This is a genomic window from Bacteroides sp. 11BF (assembly GCF_019633765.1).
Lineage (GTDB): Bacteria > Bacteroidota > Bacteroidia > Bacteroidales > Bacteroidaceae > Bacteroides > Bacteroides hominis.
This window is the reverse complement of sequence record NZ_JAFKPJ010000025.1, coordinates 15,693-34,269: the sequence shown is the minus strand read 5'-3', so window position 1 is coordinate 34,269 and position 18,577 is coordinate 15,693. Positions and strand designations below refer to the sequence as shown.

The window sequence follows — 18,577 nt, the reverse complement described above, 5'->3', positions numbered from 1 at the left end:
TTTCAAAATTAGTTGGTGAAGAGTCCGGTGTTGGTACGCAAAACGGGGAGGAACGGCGCAATCTTTTTCCGTAACCTGATTTTTCGCATGAGTTATGGATAACTCACTATTCCTTAGAGCCTTGTTTCGCTATTCGTACCCGTTTGTCGCATTTTCGGGCATGGTTACGAACAAGTAACGTAGCGGCGTCAGGATTTGGCTTCGGCAGGGATTGTAATGGCTTCACGGATTATCGCCACTTCAACCAAAACCCTTGTAACTCAATTCTATCACTATATCTTTCCGCATTTCACTTTTTTGTAGTAACTTTGCATGCCAAATATGAGTAGAATAATAGCAATAGATTACGGACGAAAACGTACAGGAATAGCTGTGAGTGATGCGATGCAGATTATCGCTAACGGGCTGACAACTGTACCAAGTCATGAACTTCTGGATTTCATAACCAATTATGTAAAACAGGAATCGGTGGAACGCATTATTATAGGTTTGCCGAAGCAGATGAATAATGAGGTTTCTGAAAATATGAAAAATATAGAGCCTTTTGTGCGTTCGTTAAGAAAACGTTTGCCTGATATTCCTGTTGAATATGTAGATGAACGTTTTACTTCTGTGCTTGCACACCGTACGATGCTTGAAGCCGGGCTTAAGAAAAAAGACAGACAGAACAAGGCATTGGTCGATGAAATTAGCGCAACTATTATTTTGCAGTCTTATCTGGAAAGTAAACGTTTGTAAGAAGAAAGAATATTTAAAAAGAATAATTATAAGATATGATTTTACCTATTTATGTATATGGTCAGCCAGTTCTCAGGCAGGTGGCGGAGGATATCACGCCGGATTATCCGAACCTGAAAGAGCTGATTGAAAATATGTTTGAAACGATGGATCATGCCGATGGGGTAGGGCTTGCCGCTCCTCAGATTGGTTTACCTGTCCGCGTAGTTGTTATTAACCTGGATGTACTTTCAGAAGATTATCCTGAATACAAGGATTTTCGTAAGGCTTATATAAACGCACATATTGATGTTGTGGAGGGTGAAGAAGTATCCATGGAAGAAGGATGTCTTAGTCTGCCCGGCATACACGAGTCTGTAAAGAGAGGCAGTAAGATTCACGTACGATATATGGATGAAAATTTTGTAGAGCATAACGAAGTGGTAGAAGGGTTTCTGGCACGGGTTATGCAGCATGAATTTGACCATTTGGACGGGAAAATGTTCATAGATCACATTTCTCCTTTGCGTAAACAAATGATAAAAGGAAAACTGAATACGATGTTGAAAGGAAAGGCTCGTAGCTCCTATAAGATGAAGCAGGTGAAATGATATACCTGAGATTTTCGAATAAAAAGCAATGGGTAAAGTTGATCATATAAATCAATTTTACCCATTACTTTTTCAGGACTGCATCTCAAATATCTTGCAACGGCTATTTGATGTTTTTCTTAAAAGAGCCCGGTTATGGTTGCTTTAAATATACCAGCATCATTACCGGATTATCGTCTTCCTTTAAGCCTTTCAACTGTTCGATTTGAAGTATGGAAGGCGTTTCTTCCGCTTTTTCTAAAAGCTCAGGAGCTTCCCATACATATAACAGTGTATGGCTGTCAAGTGCCGTTATCGGGCGTAATGGTAAACCAGGAGTCAAGTCATTTTTTATATGGCCTGTGGCTACTTTGAAACAGTTTTTGGCTTTTTTGTCGTAAATAGCCATTTGTCTTTCTCGCGCTTTCTCTCCTGCCCAATTGGAATAAGGCATGAATATGTAGGAGTCAGTCTCTATGGCATTGTACTGTATGTAAGGAGCGGCTATTTCCTGAAAACGCTTTCCATTTCCATCCAGATATTCAAACCTGCATTCCATCGGTAATGAGTATTTGCCCATCTGGAATATATATCGGGGTTCTAAAGCTTCTGGAGTGACAGTGAATAGGGTGTCGTTATAATATTCTTTATAACAGGTATGGTTTTCGTAATGGAACATATAACGATCTATATCACTACTGATCATCCAGCGATATTGGCTGTTTAGCTCAAATAGGTCCCAACGATTGAAGATTTGCAACGTATCACCTTTCAGGTTGGAAAGGTAAATACGTTCTTTTCGTCTTCCGTTATTATTGCGCATGAATGTTGCAGCAATTGTATCCTGAACACGTAACATCGCAAACTCACTAACTTCTATATTAGGGACTTTCATTGCACGGATGAATTTACCTGTTTCCATAGAGTAGATATTGATTTTTCCTGTAGTTGTTAGCATGTAGACCAATCCTTTTTCTTCATCCACGTCAATCTGCATGATCCAGTTAAATTCACCCGGTCCACCGCCTTTGCGGCCCAGTGTCCGTATGAATTTACCATCTTTTGTGTACTGAAATAATTTATCGAGCCATGGTAGGAAGAAATACTCTTTTGTCTGGATAATATTGGTTCCCTTTAACCCTCTTATCAGGCATTTATTGTTTGTCTCCAACGGGATATACCGTATTGAATCGGCTATTTCACTCAGTAGTATTTCCCGTTCTGTTTCGATACCTGTTTCGAAAGGTACGATTTGAGGGAATTCTGGTTCTGTAATTTGGGCCGTTGCTTCGGACGGCTGGTCACTGTTCTTCTTTCCGCCGCAAGAAAGCAGCAGGAAAGGGAGTAGTAAAAGAAGTGATTTTGGTTTCATGTTGATACTATTTTATGTATAAAAGAGTTCCTGTTTGCAATATTGTACAGGTGTCTTTCTTTCTGTATTTTTAATTTTCGGATAACCCGTTTCATATATTGATTTATGGGCACATTACAAATCTACGAAATAATCGTAAGTTAATAATGAATGTGAGGTTAATAGGTGTTAAGAAGGTGTATAGACTACTGAATATCTGCATGGAGGGGTCCTATAAAATAATCAAAAAATATAAAAAGTTGTCCGTTATCCCTGTTTAATAGATGAAAAGCATTACTTTTGCTCTACTTAAAAAGTATTCAGAAGCCGATGATTAAAAAGATATTAGCAGCATTATTGTTGTTTCCTACATTTATATATGCTCAGATAAACACAGACAGGGTAATGATGATTGCCCGAAACGCGTTATACTTTGAGGACTATGTCCTTTCCATTCAGTATTTTAATCAAGTGATCAATGCAAAACCCTACCTGTATGAACCCTATTTTTTCAGAGGGCTTGCCAAGATCAACCTGGATGATTATCAGGGAGCTGAAGATGACTGTGATGCGGCCATTGACAGGAATCCTTTTGTAGTGGGTGCTTATCAGATTCGTGGGCTTGCAAGGATTAAACAGAATAAGTATGATGGGGCTATTGAAGACTATAAGAAAGCACTTCATTTTGACCCTGAAAATATTACGCTTTGGCATAATCTGACTTTATGCCATATACAGAAAGAAGACTATAAAGCTGCTGAAGATGATTTGGGTAAATTGCTGGCAGTTGCTCCCAAATATACAAGAGCCTATCTGATGAGAGGAGAGGTGGCTTTGAAGCAACAGGATACATTGCGGGCTTTGAATGACTTCAATACAGCTATTGAGATGGATAAGTATGATCCTGATGCCTGGGCATCCCGGGCCATCGTCAGGTTACAACAGGGAAAATATGCAGAGGCAGAATCGGATTTGAATCATGCAACGCATTTGAATGCCAGAAACGCCGGGAATTATATTAATCGTGCTTTAGCCCGTTTCCATCAGAATAATCTGCGGGGAGCCATGAGTGATTATGATCTGGCTCTTGATATTGATCCGAATAATTTTATCGGACATTATAACCGTGGTTTGCTTCGGGCACAAGTAGGAGATGACAATCGAGCTATTGAGGATTTTGATTTTGTACTGCAAATAGAACCGGATAACATGATGGCTACGTTTAACCGAGGATTACTTCGTGCACAAACGGGGGATTACCGGGGAGCCATTAAGGATTATACAACTGTGATTGATATGTATCCGAACTTTTTGGCCGGATATTATCAACGTGCAGAGGCAAGGAGAAAGATCGGCGACCGTAAAGGTGCTGAAATGGACGAGTTTAAAGTCATGAAAGCGCAACTTGACAAGCAAAATGGTGTAAGTAATAGCGATAAGACCGTGGCTGATAATAAAAAAAGTAATAAGAAAGAGGAGACTAAAACTCGTAAAAAGTCCGATAAGGATATGAATAATTACCGGAAAATCGTTATCGCAGATAATTCTGAAGTGGAACAGAAATATAAGAGTGATATTCGGGGCAGGGTACAGGATCGTAATGTTAATATCAAGATGGAACCGATGTATGCTCTTACCTATTACGAGAAGATGAGCGATGTGAAGCGGACGGTACATTATTATAAGTATATAGATGATTTGAATCGTGCCGGTGTTTTACCAAAACGTTTGTATATCACTAATATGGAATCACCGCTTACCGAAGAACAAGTGAAGTTCCACTTTGCATTGATTGATACACATACTTCGGCAATTGTTGAAAATCCGCAGGATGCACGCATACGATTCTCCCGTGCACTTGATTTCTATCTGGTACAAGATTTTGCCAGTTCTGTTGAAGATCTGACTCAGGCCATTTTGTTGGATGATAAATTCTTCCCTGCTTACTTTATGCGTTCCTTGGTGCGTTGCAAGCAGTTGGAATATCAAAAGGCAGAAGAAGCTAATGCAGCCTCGGCAGCACCGGCCACACTACCGGGTATATCCGCTCCACCGAAGTCGGAAATCAGTGCTTTGGACTATGATATCGTGAAAAGTGACTTGGATCATGTGATCTCTTTAGCCCCCGACTTTGTTTATGCGTATTATAACCGTGCCAATGTATTGGCCATGTTGAAAGATTATCGTGCGGCAATTGCGGACTATGACAAAGCTATCGAATTGAATAAAGAGTTTGCGGAGGCTTATTTTAATCGTGGATTGACACATATTTTCCTGGGTAACAATAAGAATGGAATAGCTGACTTAAGTAAGGCAGGCGAGTTGGGCATTGTTTCGGCCTATAATATTCTGAAACGATTTACAGAAGTGCCGGAATAACATTTTTTAGATAAAAAATAGTAAACTCAAAAAGAAATCCTTATTTTTGCGTGCAATAATGAAAAATATAACATAACATTATGATAAAAATAACATTTCCTGATGGCTCTGTTCGTGAGTATAACGAGGGAGTAAACGGACTGCAAATTGCAGAAAGTATCAGTTCGCGTCTGGCGCAAGATGTATTGGCGTGTGGAGTGAACGGTGAGATTTATGATTTGGGACGTCCCATCAATGAAGATGCTTCGGTAGTGCTTTATAAATGGGAAGATGAACAGGGTAAGCATGCTTTTTGGCACACAAGTGCTCACTTGTTGGCTGAGGCTTTGCAGGAGCTTTATCCGGGTATTCAGTTCGGTATTGGTCCGGCTATTGAAAACGGTTTCTACTATGACGTTGATCCGGGAGAGGCTGTCATCAAAGAGTCTGATCTGCCTGCAATTGAGGCAAAAATGGCTGAACTGGTTGCAAAGAAAGAAGCTGTGGTTCGCCGGGATATCGCAAAAAACGATGCTTTAAAGATGTTTGGCGACCGTGGGGAAACTTATAAATGTGAGCTGATTTCGGAGTTGCAAGACGGACATATTACAACATATACACAGGGTGACTTTACGGATCTTTGTCGTGGCCCTCACTTGATGACAACCGCACCTATTAAAGCTATTAAGCTGACTTCTGTTGCCGGTGCATACTGGCGCGGACATGAAGACCGTAAAATGCTGACTCGCATTTATGGTATTACTTTCCCTAAAAAGAAAATGCTGGATGAGTATCTGGCTTTAATGGAGGAAGCTAAAAAACGTGACCATCGTAAGATTGGTAAAGAAATGCAACTTTTCATGTTTTCCGATACGGTGGGTAAGGGATTGCCTATGTGGCTGCCGAAAGGAACTGCTTTGCGTTTGCGTTTGCAGGATTTCCTTCGCCGTATCCAGACTCGTTACGATTATCAGGAAGTGATTACTCCGCCTATTGGTAACAAGTTATTGTATGTAACTTCGGGGCACTATGCAAAATATGGTAAAGATGCATTCCAACCCATTCATACACCGGAAGAGGGTGAAGAATACTTCCTGAAACCGATGAACTGTCCTCATCATTGTGAAATTTATAAGAATTTCCCTCGTTCGTATAAGGACTTGCCTCTGCGCATTGCTGAATTTGGTACTGTGTGTCGTTACGAGCAGAGCGGTGAACTTCATGGATTAACACGTGTGCGTAGCTTTACACAGGATGATGCACATATTTTCTGTCGTCCGGATCAGGTGAAGGGAGAGTTCCTTCGTGTGATGGATATTATTTCAATCGTGTTCCGTTCTATGGATTTCACTAACTTTGAAGCACAGATTTCTTTGCGCGATAAAGTGAACCGTGAAAAATACATTGGCAGTGATGAGAACTGGGAAAAAGCTGAACAAGCTATCATTGAGGCCTGCGAAGAAAAGGGGCTGAAAGCTAAGATCGAATATGGTGAAGCTGCTTTCTATGGTCCTAAATTGGACTTTATGGTGAAAGATGCTATCGGTCGTCGTTGGCAGTTAGGAACTATTCAGGTGGATTATAATCTGCCGGAGCGCTTCGAACTGGAATATATGGGATCGGATAACCAGAAGCACCGTCCGGTGATGATCCATCGCGCTCCATTCGGATCTATGGAACGTTTTGTTGCTGTATTGATTGAACATACTGCCGGTAAATTCCCGTTATGGCTGACTCCGGAACAAGTCGTTATTCTCCCGATTAGTGAGAAGTTCAATGAATATGCGGAAAAAGTGAAGACTTACTTGAAAACAAAAGAAATTCGCGCAATTGTGGATGATCGCAATGAGAAGATCGGCCGTAAAATACGTGATAACGAGATGAAGCGCATTCCGTATATGCTGATTGTCGGCGAGAAAGAAGCTGAAAATGGTGAAGTTTCTGTCCGCAGACAGGGAGAAGGAGACAAAGGAACCATGAAATTTGAAGATTTTGGTGAAATTTTGAACGAAGAAGTTCAGAATATGATAAATAAATGGTAACTTTGCGCCCAATTGTAAAAGCACAGCATTTTGATAATGTTCTAAAGACAGCTTTTACTTTAATATATAATTTAATTTGGTAGACAATAAAAAACAAACTGGAAGTAAACGTTATTTAATGAAGAATGACAGTATGAAATCGCAATATCGGATCAATGAACAGATCCGTGCGAAAGAAGTCCGCATTGTAGGTGATGATGTAGAGCCTAAAGTATATCCCATTTTTCAGGCATTAAAATTGGCTGAAGAAAAAGAAATGGATCTCGTGGAGATTTCTCCCAATGCCCAACCACCTGTTTGTCGTATTATTGACTATTCCAAGTTTCTGTATCAGTTAAAGAAGCGTCAGAAGGAACAAAAGGCTAAACAGGTAAAAGTAAACGTAAAAGAAATACGTTTTGGTCCGCAAACGGATGACCATGACTATAATTTTAAGTTGAAACATGCTAAAGGCTTTTTGGAAGATGGTGACAAGGTGAAAGCTTATGTTTTCTTCAAAGGTCGTTCCATCCTTTTTAAGGAACAAGGTGAAGTGCTTCTGTTGCGTTTTGCTAATGATCTGGAAGACTATGCAAAAGTCGATCAATTGCCGATTCTGGAAGGTAAACGTATGACGATTCAGCTTTCTCCGAAGAAGAAAGAAGGAGTTGTAAAGAAGCCCGCAGCTCCCAAACCAGCTGCTCCGGCTACAGTAAAAGCAGAAAAGCCTGCTGAAAACAATGAAGAGTAAGAAAAATGCGTAACGCGCAGGTATAGTGCGTTGCCATATAATTTAATAATTTAAAAACAATTAAGATGCCAAAGATGAAGACTAACTCCGGTTCTAAAAAAAGGTTTACCCTTACCGGAACAGGTAAAATCAAAAGAAAGCACGCTTTTCACAGTCACATTTTGACTAAGAAGTCTAAGAAGAGAAAAAGAAACCTGTGTTATTCAACAACTGTTGATACAACAAATGTAAGCCAGGTTAAGGAACTCTTAGCTATGAAGTAATCAAAAGCGTACAAAGTATTATTAAAGTTATTAACCGAATGCTTTAGCTTCAAGTTCGTTACGTGAAGTAACGGCGCTAACATTCAAAAAAGAGAAAACTATGCCAAGATCAGTAAATCATGTTGCTTCAAAAGCAAGAAGAAAGAAAATTTTGAAATTGACCAGAGGTTACTTTGGTGCAAGAAAAAATGTATGGACCGTAGCTAAAAACACTTGGGAAAAGGGTTTGACCTATGCGTTCCGTGACCGTAGAAACAAGAAGAGAAACTTCCGTGCTCTTTGGATACAACGTATCAATGCTGCTGCACGTCTGGAAGGAATGTCATATTCTAAACTGATGGGTGGTCTGCACAAAGCCGGTATCGAAATCAACCGTAAGGTTTTGGCTGACTTAGCTGTTAACCATCCGGAAGCTTTCAAAGCTGTAGTCGCTAAGGCTAAAGCAGCTTAAGTTCCGACAGTTTTATGATTTACAAAGTGCCGGTTACAGTTAATGTAACCGGCATTTTTCATTTTTAAAGCTGGGTTTATAATTTAAAAAATAGTCTAAGAGAGAAACAAAATCTTCTTTTTCCTTGTTTATCTCACTAAAAGTAACTACATTTGTTGTAGTAAAATATTAGCCGCATTGATTGGATCGGGAAACTCATCAATTAAACTGAAAACCGAGACAAGCTTCGCTTCTCAATGGCGGGCCACATCCTTCGGGATAACTTTATAGTCGGTGGATTACAAAGAGGACGGGCACTCAAATCATGTCATTCGGAGTTTCATCACATCATCGGTGCGGCTTTTTAATAAAGGAAAAGGGCGGTAATCATTTAAAGACTACCGTCCTTTTTTTATGCTGTTTTCTTTTAAATACACATATAGTTATGATATTCTATTTTTCAGGAACTGGAAATTCTAAATGGATTGCGGAGCAGATTGCAAGGGTACAAAACGAAACACTTGTTTTTATGCCGAATGCCATTAGGGATGGAATAAAAGAGTTTGTGTTGGCGGATAATGAAAAAGTAGGTTTTATTTTTCCTGTTTATTCATGGGGACCTCCGTTGGCCGTGTTGCAGTTTCTGGATTGGGTCACTTTGGCTAATTATCACTCCCAATATGTCTATTTCGTGTGTTCTTGTGGAGATGATACAGGATTGACGGAAAAAGTGTTTCGCAGGGTATTATTTCGCAAAGGAATAGAGTGTAATGCCGGATTTTCGGTGACGATGCCTAATAATTATGTGTTGCTTCCCGGATTTGACGTGGATAAGAAAGAATTGGAGAAAGAGAAATTAGAAAAAGCTGTCGGCAGGGTAGAAGAAGTTAACTACTCGATAAATGCTCGTGAGACGGGTTTTCATTGCAATGAGGGGAGTTTTCCATGGTTGAAAACGAAGATACTGAATCCGCTTTTTAATCGTTTTATGACTTCTGCAAAACCGTTTTATGTTACTGATGATTGTATCGGTTGCAAGCGCTGTGAAAGAATATGTCCGGTTGGGAATGTAGTTGTGATAGGGTGGAGACCGGTGTGGGGGATGGACTGTACATCTTGTTTGGCTTGTTACCACGTTTGTCCAAAGCATGCAGTGCAATATGGGAAAAGAACCAGAAGTAAAGGGCAGTATTTAAACCCTAATGTGAGTATTTCACACGAATCAGCTAAGTAGAATAGTATTATAAAGAAAAGCCTTTGTATAGCCTGTCCGGGAGAATACAAAGGCTTTTTTACAGAGTTAATCTTTTATTGTAATCTGGCAATTGGATAAATCTTCAATAATGGCAAGAGACTCTACTCTTACTCCTCTTTCTTCAAGTGTTTTACGTCCGTTTTGAAATGCTTTCTCAATGATGAATCCCATTCCTACCAGATTGGCACCAGACTGTTTGATGAGGTCGATAACACCTAAAGCAGCGTTTCCATAGGCCAAGAAGTCGTCGACAAATAATATATTGTCTTTCGGGGTAAGGAAGTCAGAGCTGATGACTACTTCATAATCACGGTCTTTAGTGAATGAATGTACTGTAGTGCTCAAGGCATTTTGTATGGTTCTTGGCGACTTTTTCTTGGCAAAAACGACGGGTAAGTCCATCAAATAGCCCGTCATGATGGCCGGAGCAATTCCGCTGGCTTCTATGGTCATGATCTTATTGACGTTTGTTCCGGCAAAAAGGCGCACAAACTCTACGCCAATTGACTTCATTAGTACCGGGTCCATCTGGTGGTTGATAAAACTATCTACTTTGAGAATTCCCCCTTCATAGCATTTTCCGTCTTGCAGGATTCTTTTTTTAAGTAATTGCATGATTATAATAATAAGTTAATGTGCCCAATATGCCAATGCGCCGATGTATTCGGATGGTACATCGGCATATTGGGTTCATTGGATGATTATTTATTGTTTCTCAGGTCCTTCACTCTGACAGCTTTGCCTTCACTTTGTGGTAGAGAGCCTTTCTTTACCAATTTGAGTTTGGGCGTGACAAGTATTTCGTCTTTTAGCTGGCGGGTAATGTCCTTACGTATCTTTTCAAGTTCAATGTAATTGTCTGTAGAAAGATCGCTCAATTCTACTTCTACAATCATTTCATCTTGGTTGTTAACAGTCTCAAGTGTGATAAGGTAATTGCTTCCCAATTCGGGGAATTGTACCAATATCTTTTCTACTTGCATGGGGAAGATGTTGACTCCTTTGATGATAAACATATCGTCACTACGACCTTTGATGCGGTCAATTCGGATATGGGTACGTCCACAGGGACATTCTCCCGGTAAAATACGAGTGAGGTCACGTGTACGATAACGTATGAGCGGCATCATTTCCCGATCAAGGGTAGTGAGTACGAGTTCTCCGATTTCTCCTTCTGGGACAGGTTCTCCGGTTTCGGGATTAATGATTTCTACATAATAGCAATCTTCCCAAAAGTGCATGCCGTTCTGCTCTGTACACTCAAACGCGACACCGGGGCCGTTCATTTCGGTCATTCCAAAACTATTGTATGCTTTAACACCTAACATGCGTTCTATTTTTTTTCGCTGTTCGTCTGTGTGTGGTTCTGCACCGATTACGAGAGTTTTGAGAGTGGTACTGCATGGATCGATCCCTTCTTCCTGAAAGACCTCAGCTAAGCGGATGGCATAACTGGGGATGGCGTGGAGGGCAGTTGTTTTAAAGTCGGTAATAAACTTGATCTGGCGTTTACTGTTACCGGCAGCGGCAGGTACAGTTAAAGCTCCCAGCCGTTCAGCTCCATATTGGAATCCGAGTCCTCCTGTGAACATACCGTAACCGGAACTGTTTTGAAAAACATCTGTATTACGTATGCCTACACAATATAAGCATCGTGCAACTAGATTGGCCCATGAATCTAAGTCATGCTGTGAATGGACAATAACCGTTGGTGTTCCTGTTGTTCCGCTTGAAGAGTGAATACGTACTCCGTCTTCTTTCATATTTCCGGCGACAAGTCCGAAAGGGTAATTGGCTCGCATATCCGCTTTTGTGGTAAAGGGCAGTTTACGGATGTCGTTCAGTGATTGGATACTTTCCGAAGTGATGCCATGCTCTTGAAATACTTTCTTGTAATAAGGGGCATTGGCTGCTATATTAATTGTTTTCTTGAGTCGCTCGAGTTGTAGTTCCTGCAGTTTTTTACGACTCATGGTCTCTATCTCTTCTTCCCAATATTTTGTATTCATGGCTTATAAATTATTTAAGTAGGGGTGATAATGTATCAAGGTGATAATGCAACGGTTGTCCCGATCACATTATCACCTTTTCTATATTCAATTGTTCCTGGTCATTTCATCGTTTTTTCTGCGATCTCTTTTCCGGCAGCCAAGGCTTTTAAATTGAGTTCGACTATTGCATCACCTTTTTTCTGGAATATTTCACGAATACTATCCTGTATCTTTTCGTAATCGATGCCTAAGAATGGGATAGTGGCACCTAATAAAACAATATTGGCAACTCGTGTAGAGCCTATTTCTTTGGCTACTTTATCTACATTCAGAACAACCTTATGCGGCAGTTTATTGATTTCTACCATAACATCTGCCTCAGCGGGATAATTGGGGATATTAACAAATGGAGTTTCGTTTGTTACCAACCAACCTTCATGGCTGAGGTAGGGGAGGTATCTAAGCCCTTCCATGGGTTCAAGGGAGATGATCAAATCACATTTACCTGAGGGGATCAGATCTGATGCAATGGGCTGGTCACTGATTCGGAGATTCGACTGTACATCTCCGCCACGCTGGCTCATGCCGTGCACTTCTGCCTGTTTCATGTACAGACCGTCTTTGAGGGCGGCCTTTCCGATTACTGTAGCGATGGACAGGATACCTTGTCCACCCACACCTGATAATATGATATCTTTTTTCATGGCTTACTTACTTCTTTTTTTACGTGCTAATGTTTGTATACACTCTCTGCGTGGGATGATAACGGATACTCCTCTATAATCTATTTCTTCACGGATGATCTGTTTCATCTCTTCATAGTTTTTCTTTAAAGGAACAACTATACGGATGTGAGCCGGATCTACGCCTAATCCGGCGCAAATAGCTTCAAGTCGGCCTGTGCCGGCAGAATCTTGTCCACCGGTCATTGCTGTTGTTTCATTATCGGATATGACAATGGTGACATTGGCATTCTCGTTGACACAGTCCAAAAGTCCGGTCATTCCGGAGTGAGTAAAAGTAGAGTCTCCGATTACAGCGACAGCCGGATGGAGCCCGCCATCGGATGCACCTTTAGCCATAGTGATAGATGCTCCCATGTCTACACAAGAATTGATTGCGTTAAATGGTGCATTTGCTCCCAGCGTATAACAACCAATGTCGCTGAATACTTTGTGAGTAGGATATTCTTCTTTCAATACTTGAGTTAATGTTATATACATATCTCTATGCCCGCAGCCTTCGCACAAAGCCGGAGGGCGCATCTCTACAAGATTCGGAACACTGAATTCGGAACGATTCTCTTTGCCGACAGCGCGTGCCACGGTGTCCGGATTTAATTCTCCGTCTTGTGACAATGTACCGTCGAGACGACCTTTTACTTTTAATCCTATGCCCAGATATCCCTTCAGTTGCTTCTCAACAAATGGTTGTCCATCCTCTAATACGAGGATTTCGTCACAATCATTGATTAATTGCATTAATTGCTTTTTGGGAAGTGGATACTGCCCAATTTTTAAAACGGGATATTCGCAACCGTCAGGATAATTTTCCATTAAGTAATTATAGCCGATTCCACAGGCTACGATGCCCATTTTTTTATTGGGACCATCTACGTATCTATTATAAGGTGATTCTTCAGATGCTTTGATAAATTCATCCTGACGTGTAAGTAATGCTTTATAACGCTTGCGTGCGTTGCCCGGTAGCAGGATAAACTGGCGTGGATCTTCACTGAATGAGATTTCGTTTTGTGCTTTTTGTGCTTTGTTTTCTACACCTGAACGAGAGTGAGCCAAACGTGTTACCATGCGCATTAGTATCGGTTCACCGGTTTTCTCGGAAAATTCGAAACCATTGTATACCATGTCATAAGCTTCTTGTTGGTTGCTCGGTTCGTACATGGGTATTAATGAGAAGTCGCCATAGAAACGGCTATCTTGTTCGTTCTGTGAAGAGTGCATACTGGGATCGTCTGCCGCAACTACAATCAGTCCCCCTTTTACGCCTGTGATGGCTGAATTGATAAAACAGTCAGCAGCTACGTTCATTCCCACATGTTTCATGCAGACTAATGCACGCTTGCCGACAAAAGACATACCCAAGGCAGCTTCCATAGCCGTTTTTTCATTGGCACACCAGCGGTTGTGTATGTTACGTTCGCTCGTGATAGGAGCCATCTGGATGTATTCGGTAATTTCAGTGGATGGAGTACCGGGATAAGCGTAAACGCCTGAAAGTCCGGCATCCAGTGCTGCTTGTGCAATGGCTTCGTCGCCAAGTAAGAGTTGTTTGCTCATATCTTATTTTCTTTTGGTGTTAATCACGTATTTTGTTATAATATCGGGCAAAGATACGTTTTTAAGATCATTTTATCACGGGATTACTTAAAAATCTTTCTTTCATTCAGCGCTTTCCAGTATTTTCTTGCATTGACCATGTGGTCTGCATAGTTGGAAGCAAAATTATGAGTACCCGAAAAATCTTCTTTGGCACACATATAAATATAGTTATGTTTTACATAATTCAATACACTATCAAGCCCTTTGGGAGAAGGTATCCGGATAGGGCCCGGAGGAAGACCCGTATTCAGGTAAGTGTTATATGGAGACTGTATGCTTAAATGCTGATTGGTAATTCTGCGCAGACTAAAATCTTGTAAGGCGAATTTGATTGTTGGATCAGCTTGCAGAGGCATACCCGTATGTAAACGGTTTATATATAATCCCGCAACCATCGGCTTTTCATCGTTGTTGTTAGTTTCTTCTTCTACAATGGAGGCTAATGTACAAACTTCTTCAGGTGTCATTCCGATTGTTTTAGCTTTTAAACATCGGTCCTCGTTCCAAAATTTATTATGTTCTTTTTTCATCCGGGCGAAAAAGTCTTCTATGCTGATGTCCCAATATACTTGGTAGGTTTCAGGGATAAAAAGGCAAGGCATGGTAGCTTTTGTATATCCCATTTTCTCTTGGAAAGCGGGATCGTATAACGCTGTAGCAATTTCAGTGGAGTCAATCATTAACTGTTTTCCTATGCTGCGGGCTAATCTGTCCAGAGTTCGTACACTTCCGATGGTCAAATTGACAGGCGTTTGGTATCCTCTTGATAACCTACTATATAGGTGGTATGCATTATCACCCGGTTTGATAGTGTAACGTCCGGTGTGGATGTTTTTACTAAATTCACGGAAATGGGCCATCCATTTAAAACCATCAAAGCTATGAGGATTTCCTTGCTTTTTTATTTTATTGAAAATAGAATCTGTAGTGTCATCACGATCTATATAAATATAAGTGGTTTTACTTGGATGAAATTGAGGATAGAACAAATAGTAATAAACTATTCCGGAACCAGCAATGCCAATGAAGAGAATAATAGCCAGTATGCTGAAAAATATTTTTTTTCTTTTCTTATTCATATAGAATATTCACTATTTATAAAGTTGTGCCAAAGTTAAGAAGATTTCAAAGATGTTTGTTCTTGGATAATAAATGTTTTCTGTCAGTTTAGTTATTATTTACTTTTTAGGGGCATTTACTTTTTCATTTTTAGTTTTTGATATACGCTTTTGTTTCCGTTCATATTTTCCACAAAGCGATATTTGTTTGGCTTTCTAGTTTATTTTCTAAAGAATCGGGAAGAGGAGAAAAGAAATCTAACCCGGTGAGCTGTTCAACGCTGTCAACTGAGACTGCATAATTTCGTAGTGGTTTTGTTGCAGGTTCGTTGTTGAAAACAAATCCAATAGCTTTGGGGGGAGAACCGTAAAGAGAAAGGATGACCTTGAAAAATCTTGTTGGTACGGCCACCTGGTTCTTGCCGATTGTATGAGATTCTTTATTCATTATCGGACCGCAGACAATGAAGATGGAACTGTCGGCTACCGCCCACTCACGTACTTTATCTTCCAAGTCTTTCCATTTTCGCCGGTTTAATTCGGGGTGTTGCGGGCATATATTGCTGAAATAGAAAGACTCTTTCATAGCTTCGTTACTCCACTTCATGTCGGCAGCGGGGGCCATATGTCCCTTGTCGAATCCGGAATGTGAATAATCAGAATTAGTTGCCATATTGCCTTTGATAGAAGGATCGGCGAGGAATTGATTGTTTCTTTGGGCATTTCCCTTTGTTTCTTGTCGGGTAAGTTCATAAGCTACCCAGTTTGGAATCTTTTGGGTTTTATTATAAGATACAGTGTATCCCTTGTGACAAACCAACTGTCCGTTTAGCGAGTGTTGAGAAATTGGAATCTCCAGATTCTCATAACGTAAACAGTTAGGTACAGCTTTCTCTTTTGATTCCTTTATTGTCTGAAAGAGGGTAATCTGAATCTCCGGTATGCAAAGATAGATTCCATAAATTAAAGGTAAGATTGCAAATAGAGCTATTCCGAAAATACTCTTAAACGAATTTCTATGATATTTTTTAGACGACTTTTTTCGCTTGTTTTTCATGATATTGAAAATTTAAAGCTTGAAATTTCGAGTAATATGTGGGTACGTAGGCATTATTGTATTCCAATGATTATTGTTAGCAGCTATTGTATGGATAAAATTAAGGTGTAACAGGTATTTATATACAAGTTACACCTTTTGGATAATAAAAGAGCCGCTAGCCAGACTTGAACTGGCGACCTACGCGTTACGAATGCGTTGCTCTACCAACTGAGCTATAGCGGCGTTGCATTTTATCGTTTACGGCGTGCAAAATTACATCTTTATTTTTAAAAACAAAATGAATCTATACTTTTTTCGTGATATTTTCTCTGAAATGTTTATAAAATAAAAAGGTTGAGGATTAAATTAGAAAATAGTTGTAGATTCAAATATTAAAACTCATCTTTGCATATTTACTGATAAATCTACTTTTATATTACTATGAATATACGATTTTATTATAAGTATCTTTCATCACGAGTTGCTTCAAAATGGCTGATACTTGCTGTCGATGTTCTTTTAGTGATTTTTTCAATGTTTTTGGCGAGCCTTTTGCAGATAGGTTTGTCTGTGTTAGTTTTTGAATTCTCACTATGGGTGTGGACAACTCTATTCTGCGTAATATGTAATGTGTGTTTCTTTCATCTGAATCGTACTTATGTAGGAGTAATTCGCTATTCTTCCTTTATTGATATTTCTCGTATTTTTATTTCTTTAACTCTGGGCTATTTTGTTGTTTGTATCGGCAATTTGCTTTGGATAGGGTGGAGTGGAGGAGAAGTTCTGCCGATTAGTGTTATTCTTACAGCTTATATAGTTAATTTTTCCTTGATGGTTTGTTTGCGAATCTTGGTGAAAATGATACATGAGTTGATGACTTTTGATCGTAGGCACAGTATTCGCGTTTTTGTCTATGGTTCAAAAGGGGCTGGTATTAATATTGCCAAATCGCTACGGGTTAGTAGAAGTAATCATTTTAGATTGAAAGGGTTTATTTCTGATGATACGGGATTTATTGGGAAGCAAACAATGGGTTGCCGGGTATACGCGAATAATGAGTCTTTGTTTGATATATTAGAAGAAGAAAGAGTCGAGGCTATTATTGTTTCTTCCGAGAAAGTACATCGCCTTGAAACTTCCGGCATGATTGATCGGTTGATAGCTGAAGATATCCGTATTCTTACAGTACCTCCTATCAATGATCTTGGAAGGCAAGGCGTGCAAATAAAAGATATACAGATTGAAGATTTGTTACAACGGGATCCAATACATGTTGATATCCGGAAAATATCTTCACACATTGAAGGGAAGCGGATTATGATCACGGGAGCTGCTGGGTCTATAGGACGTGAGATGGTTAGGCAGATAGCGGGGCTGAACCCATATAAGTTGATTTTGGTTGACCAGGCGGAGTCTCCGTTACATAATGTGCAATTAGAATTACTGGATAATTGGCGGGATATTGATGCTAAAATGTTGGTGGCTGATGTGACTAATCGAACGAGGATGGAGTATATTTATAAGGAGTATCGGCCGCAATATGTTTTTCATGCTGCTGCTTATAAGCATGTGCCAATGATGGAGGATAATGTGTCTGAAGCGATACAGGTGAATGTATTGGGAACTTGCATTATGGCTGACTTGGCTGTGAAATATGGCGTAGATAAGTTTGTGATGGTTTCTACAGATAAAGCTGTTAATCCGACCAATGTTATGGGGTGCAGTAAAAGGCTTGCCGAGATCTATGTTCAGTCCCTTGCTCGTAAGTTATCTAAATATGCAAAAGATGGGGCGCAAGTGAAGTTTATCACAACTCGTTTTGGAAATGTACTCGGATCAAATGGCTCTGTAATACCCAGATTTAAGCAGCAGATAGAAAAGGGTGGTCCGGTGACTGTGACACATCCTCAGGTTATACGTTATTTTATGACTATTCCAGAGGCTTGTCAGTTGGTATTGGAGGCTGGAAGCATGGGAAATGGAGGTGAAATCTATATTTTTGATATGGGTAATCCTGTGAAGATTGTTGATTTGGCGCGAAGAATGATTTATTTAAGTGGGCAGAAAAATATAAAAATAGAGTTTACCGGATTAAGACATGGTGAGAAGCTGTATGAAGAGTTGCTGAATGTAAAAGAGTCTACTTGTCCTACTTATCATGAAAAAATAATGATAGCAAAAGTTCGTGAATATGATTATGAGGAGATAAAGCAAGAAATTCAAAGGTTAATAGATTTGAGTTATACTTCCGACACCATGGGCATTGTTGCTTCTATGAAAAAGATCGTTCCAGAGTTTGTTAGTAAGAATTCTGAGTTTGAGATATTGGATAAAGCCTCTTTTTAATCTATTTTCGAAAACTTAGGAATGAAATAAATGTATATTATGAAAATAATATGTTACCTTTGTGC

16 protein-coding genes and 1 tRNA gene are annotated in these 18,577 nt (G+C 39.9%); 9 read left to right on the top strand and 8 right to left on the bottom strand.

Annotated features, from left to right (window positions below):
• The first annotated feature begins 321 nt into the window (after positions 1-321).
• Together ruvX and def are read left to right on the top strand one after the other, a co-directional pair.
• A complete protein-coding gene (gene ruvX / locus JZY04_RS19205; RefSeq protein ID WP_122142372.1) occupies positions 322-738 on the top strand; it encodes a Holliday junction resolvase RuvX in 417 nt (138 codons plus the stop codon).
• Positions 739-773: 35 nt separating this feature from the next.
• On the top strand, positions 774-1,328 hold the full coding sequence (gene def / locus JZY04_RS19200; protein WP_032539459.1) for a peptide deformylase: 555 nt from the start codon (positions 774-776) through the stop codon (positions 1,326-1,328).
• 133 nt (positions 1,329-1,461) lie between these two features.
• Here def and JZY04_RS19195 read toward each other — a convergent pair whose 3' ends face one another.
• Positions 1,462-2,679 carry a 6-bladed beta-propeller gene (locus tag JZY04_RS19195; RefSeq protein ID WP_122142371.1) on the bottom strand — a complete coding sequence of 406 codons (1,218 nt, stop codon included), beginning with the start codon at positions 2,677-2,679 and terminating at the stop codon, positions 1,462-1,464.
• Between the two features lie 309 nt (positions 2,680-2,988).
• On the opposite strand from JZY04_RS19195, the gene JZY04_RS19190 reads away from it, so the two are divergent.
• From JZY04_RS19190 to JZY04_RS19165, 6 genes are all read left to right on the top strand, one after another.
• Positions 2,989-5,037: a tetratricopeptide repeat protein gene (locus tag JZY04_RS19190; protein ID WP_005809025.1), complete on the top strand. Its 2,049-nt coding sequence runs from the start codon at positions 2,989-2,991 to the stop codon at positions 5,035-5,037.
• Positions 5,038-5,117: 80 nt separating this feature from the next.
• Positions 5,118-7,058 carry a threonine--tRNA ligase gene (thrS, locus tag JZY04_RS19185; RefSeq protein WP_122142370.1) on the top strand — a complete coding sequence of 647 codons (1,941 nt, stop codon included), beginning with the start codon at positions 5,118-5,120 and terminating at the stop codon, positions 7,056-7,058.
• Positions 7,059-7,176: 118 nt separating this feature from the next.
• Positions 7,177-7,788: a translation initiation factor IF-3 gene (gene infC, locus JZY04_RS19180; RefSeq protein WP_032530688.1), complete on the top strand. Its 612-nt coding sequence runs from the start codon at positions 7,177-7,179 to the stop codon at positions 7,786-7,788.
• A 65-nt stretch (positions 7,789-7,853) separates the two neighbouring features.
• The gene (gene rpmI, locus JZY04_RS19175; RefSeq protein WP_004297539.1) at positions 7,854-8,051 is read left to right on the top strand and encodes a 50S ribosomal protein L35; all 198 of its coding nucleotides are present in this window, start codon (positions 7,854-7,856) and stop codon (positions 8,049-8,051) included.
• A 100-nt stretch (positions 8,052-8,151) separates the two neighbouring features.
• Positions 8,152-8,502, top strand: coding sequence for a 50S ribosomal protein L20 (rplT, locus tag JZY04_RS19170; protein WP_002561638.1), 351 nt, complete (start codon positions 8,152-8,154; stop codon positions 8,500-8,502).
• A gap of 424 nt (positions 8,503-8,926) precedes the next feature.
• The gene (locus JZY04_RS19165; protein WP_122142369.1) at positions 8,927-9,715 is read left to right on the top strand and encodes an EFR1 family ferrodoxin; all 789 of its coding nucleotides are present in this window, start codon (positions 8,927-8,929) and stop codon (positions 9,713-9,715) included.
• 66 nt (positions 9,716-9,781) lie between these two features.
• Here JZY04_RS19165 and xpt read toward each other — a convergent pair whose 3' ends face one another.
• The 7 genes from xpt to JZY04_RS19130 form a co-directional block, all read right to left on the bottom strand.
• A complete protein-coding gene (xpt, locus tag JZY04_RS19160; RefSeq protein ID WP_005776479.1) occupies positions 9,782-10,351 on the bottom strand; it encodes a xanthine phosphoribosyltransferase in 570 nt (189 codons plus the stop codon).
• Between the two features lie 86 nt (positions 10,352-10,437).
• A complete protein-coding gene (locus JZY04_RS19155) occupies positions 10,438-11,745 on the bottom strand; it encodes a phenylacetate--CoA ligase (protein WP_122142368.1) in 1,308 nt (435 codons plus the stop codon).
• Between the two features lie 101 nt (positions 11,746-11,846).
• The gene (locus tag JZY04_RS19150) at positions 11,847-12,431 is read right to left on the bottom strand and encodes an indolepyruvate oxidoreductase subunit beta (RefSeq protein WP_122142367.1); all 585 of its coding nucleotides are present in this window, start codon (positions 12,429-12,431) and stop codon (positions 11,847-11,849) included.
• A gap of 3 nt (positions 12,432-12,434) precedes the next feature.
• Positions 12,435-14,027: a thiamine pyrophosphate-dependent enzyme gene (locus tag JZY04_RS19145; protein WP_032539456.1), complete on the bottom strand. Its 1,593-nt coding sequence runs from the start codon at positions 14,025-14,027 to the stop codon at positions 12,435-12,437.
• Between the two features lie 83 nt (positions 14,028-14,110).
• Entirely contained in the window at positions 14,111-15,148 is a 1,038-nt protein-coding gene (gene mltG, locus JZY04_RS19140) for an endolytic transglycosylase MltG (RefSeq protein ID WP_122142366.1), read from the bottom strand.
• Positions 15,149-15,308: 160 nt separating this feature from the next.
• A complete protein-coding gene (locus tag JZY04_RS19135; RefSeq protein WP_122142365.1) occupies positions 15,309-16,184 on the bottom strand; it encodes a DNA/RNA non-specific endonuclease in 876 nt (291 codons plus the stop codon).
• A 152-nt stretch (positions 16,185-16,336) separates the two neighbouring features.
• Positions 16,337-16,409, bottom strand: a tRNA-Thr gene (locus JZY04_RS19130).
• A 198-nt stretch (positions 16,410-16,607) separates the two neighbouring features.
• Here JZY04_RS19130 and JZY04_RS19125 point away from each other — a divergent pair.
• Entirely contained in the window at positions 16,608-18,512 is a 1,905-nt protein-coding gene (locus JZY04_RS19125; protein WP_122142364.1) for a nucleoside-diphosphate sugar epimerase/dehydratase, read from the top strand.
• Positions 18,513-18,577 lie beyond the last annotated feature (65 nt).

Coding starts and splice junctions, on each gene's coding strand:
- mltG (WP_122142366.1), bottom strand. CDS start 15,148: ATGAATAAGAAAAGAAAAAAAATATTTTTCAGCATACTGGCTATTATT.
- JZY04_RS19145 (WP_032539456.1), bottom strand. CDS start 14,027: ATGAGCAAACAACTCTTACTTGGCGACGAAGCCATTGCACAAGCAGCA.
- rplT (WP_002561638.1), top strand. CDS start 8,152: ATGCCAAGATCAGTAAATCATGTTGCTTCAAAAGCAAGAAGAAAGAAA.
- rpmI (WP_004297539.1), top strand. CDS start 7,854: ATGCCAAAGATGAAGACTAACTCCGGTTCTAAAAAAAGGTTTACCCTT.
- JZY04_RS19165 (WP_122142369.1), top strand. CDS start 8,927: ATGATATTCTATTTTTCAGGAACTGGAAATTCTAAATGGATTGCGGAG.
- JZY04_RS19155 (WP_122142368.1), bottom strand. CDS start 11,745: ATGAATACAAAATATTGGGAAGAAGAGATAGAGACCATGAGTCGTAAA.
- JZY04_RS19125 (WP_122142364.1), top strand. CDS start 16,608: ATGAATATACGATTTTATTATAAGTATCTTTCATCACGAGTTGCTTCA.
- JZY04_RS19150 (WP_122142367.1), bottom strand. CDS start 12,431: ATGAAAAAAGATATCATATTATCAGGTGTGGGTGGACAAGGTATCCTG.
- xpt (WP_005776479.1), bottom strand. CDS start 10,351: ATGCAATTACTTAAAAAAAGAATCCTGCAAGACGGAAAATGCTATGAA.
- JZY04_RS19195 (WP_122142371.1), bottom strand. CDS start 2,679: ATGAAACCAAAATCACTTCTTTTACTACTCCCTTTCCTGCTGCTTTCT.
- JZY04_RS19135 (WP_122142365.1), bottom strand. CDS start 16,184: ATGAAAAACAAGCGAAAAAAGTCGTCTAAAAAATATCATAGAAATTCG.
- JZY04_RS19190 (WP_005809025.1), top strand. CDS start 2,989: ATGATTAAAAAGATATTAGCAGCATTATTGTTGTTTCCTACATTTATA.
- infC (WP_032530688.1), top strand. CDS start 7,177: ATGAAGAATGACAGTATGAAATCGCAATATCGGATCAATGAACAGATC.
- ruvX (WP_122142372.1), top strand. CDS start 322: ATGAGTAGAATAATAGCAATAGATTACGGACGAAAACGTACAGGAATA.
- thrS (WP_122142370.1), top strand. CDS start 5,118: ATGATAAAAATAACATTTCCTGATGGCTCTGTTCGTGAGTATAACGAG.
- def (WP_032539459.1), top strand. CDS start 774: ATGATTTTACCTATTTATGTATATGGTCAGCCAGTTCTCAGGCAGGTG.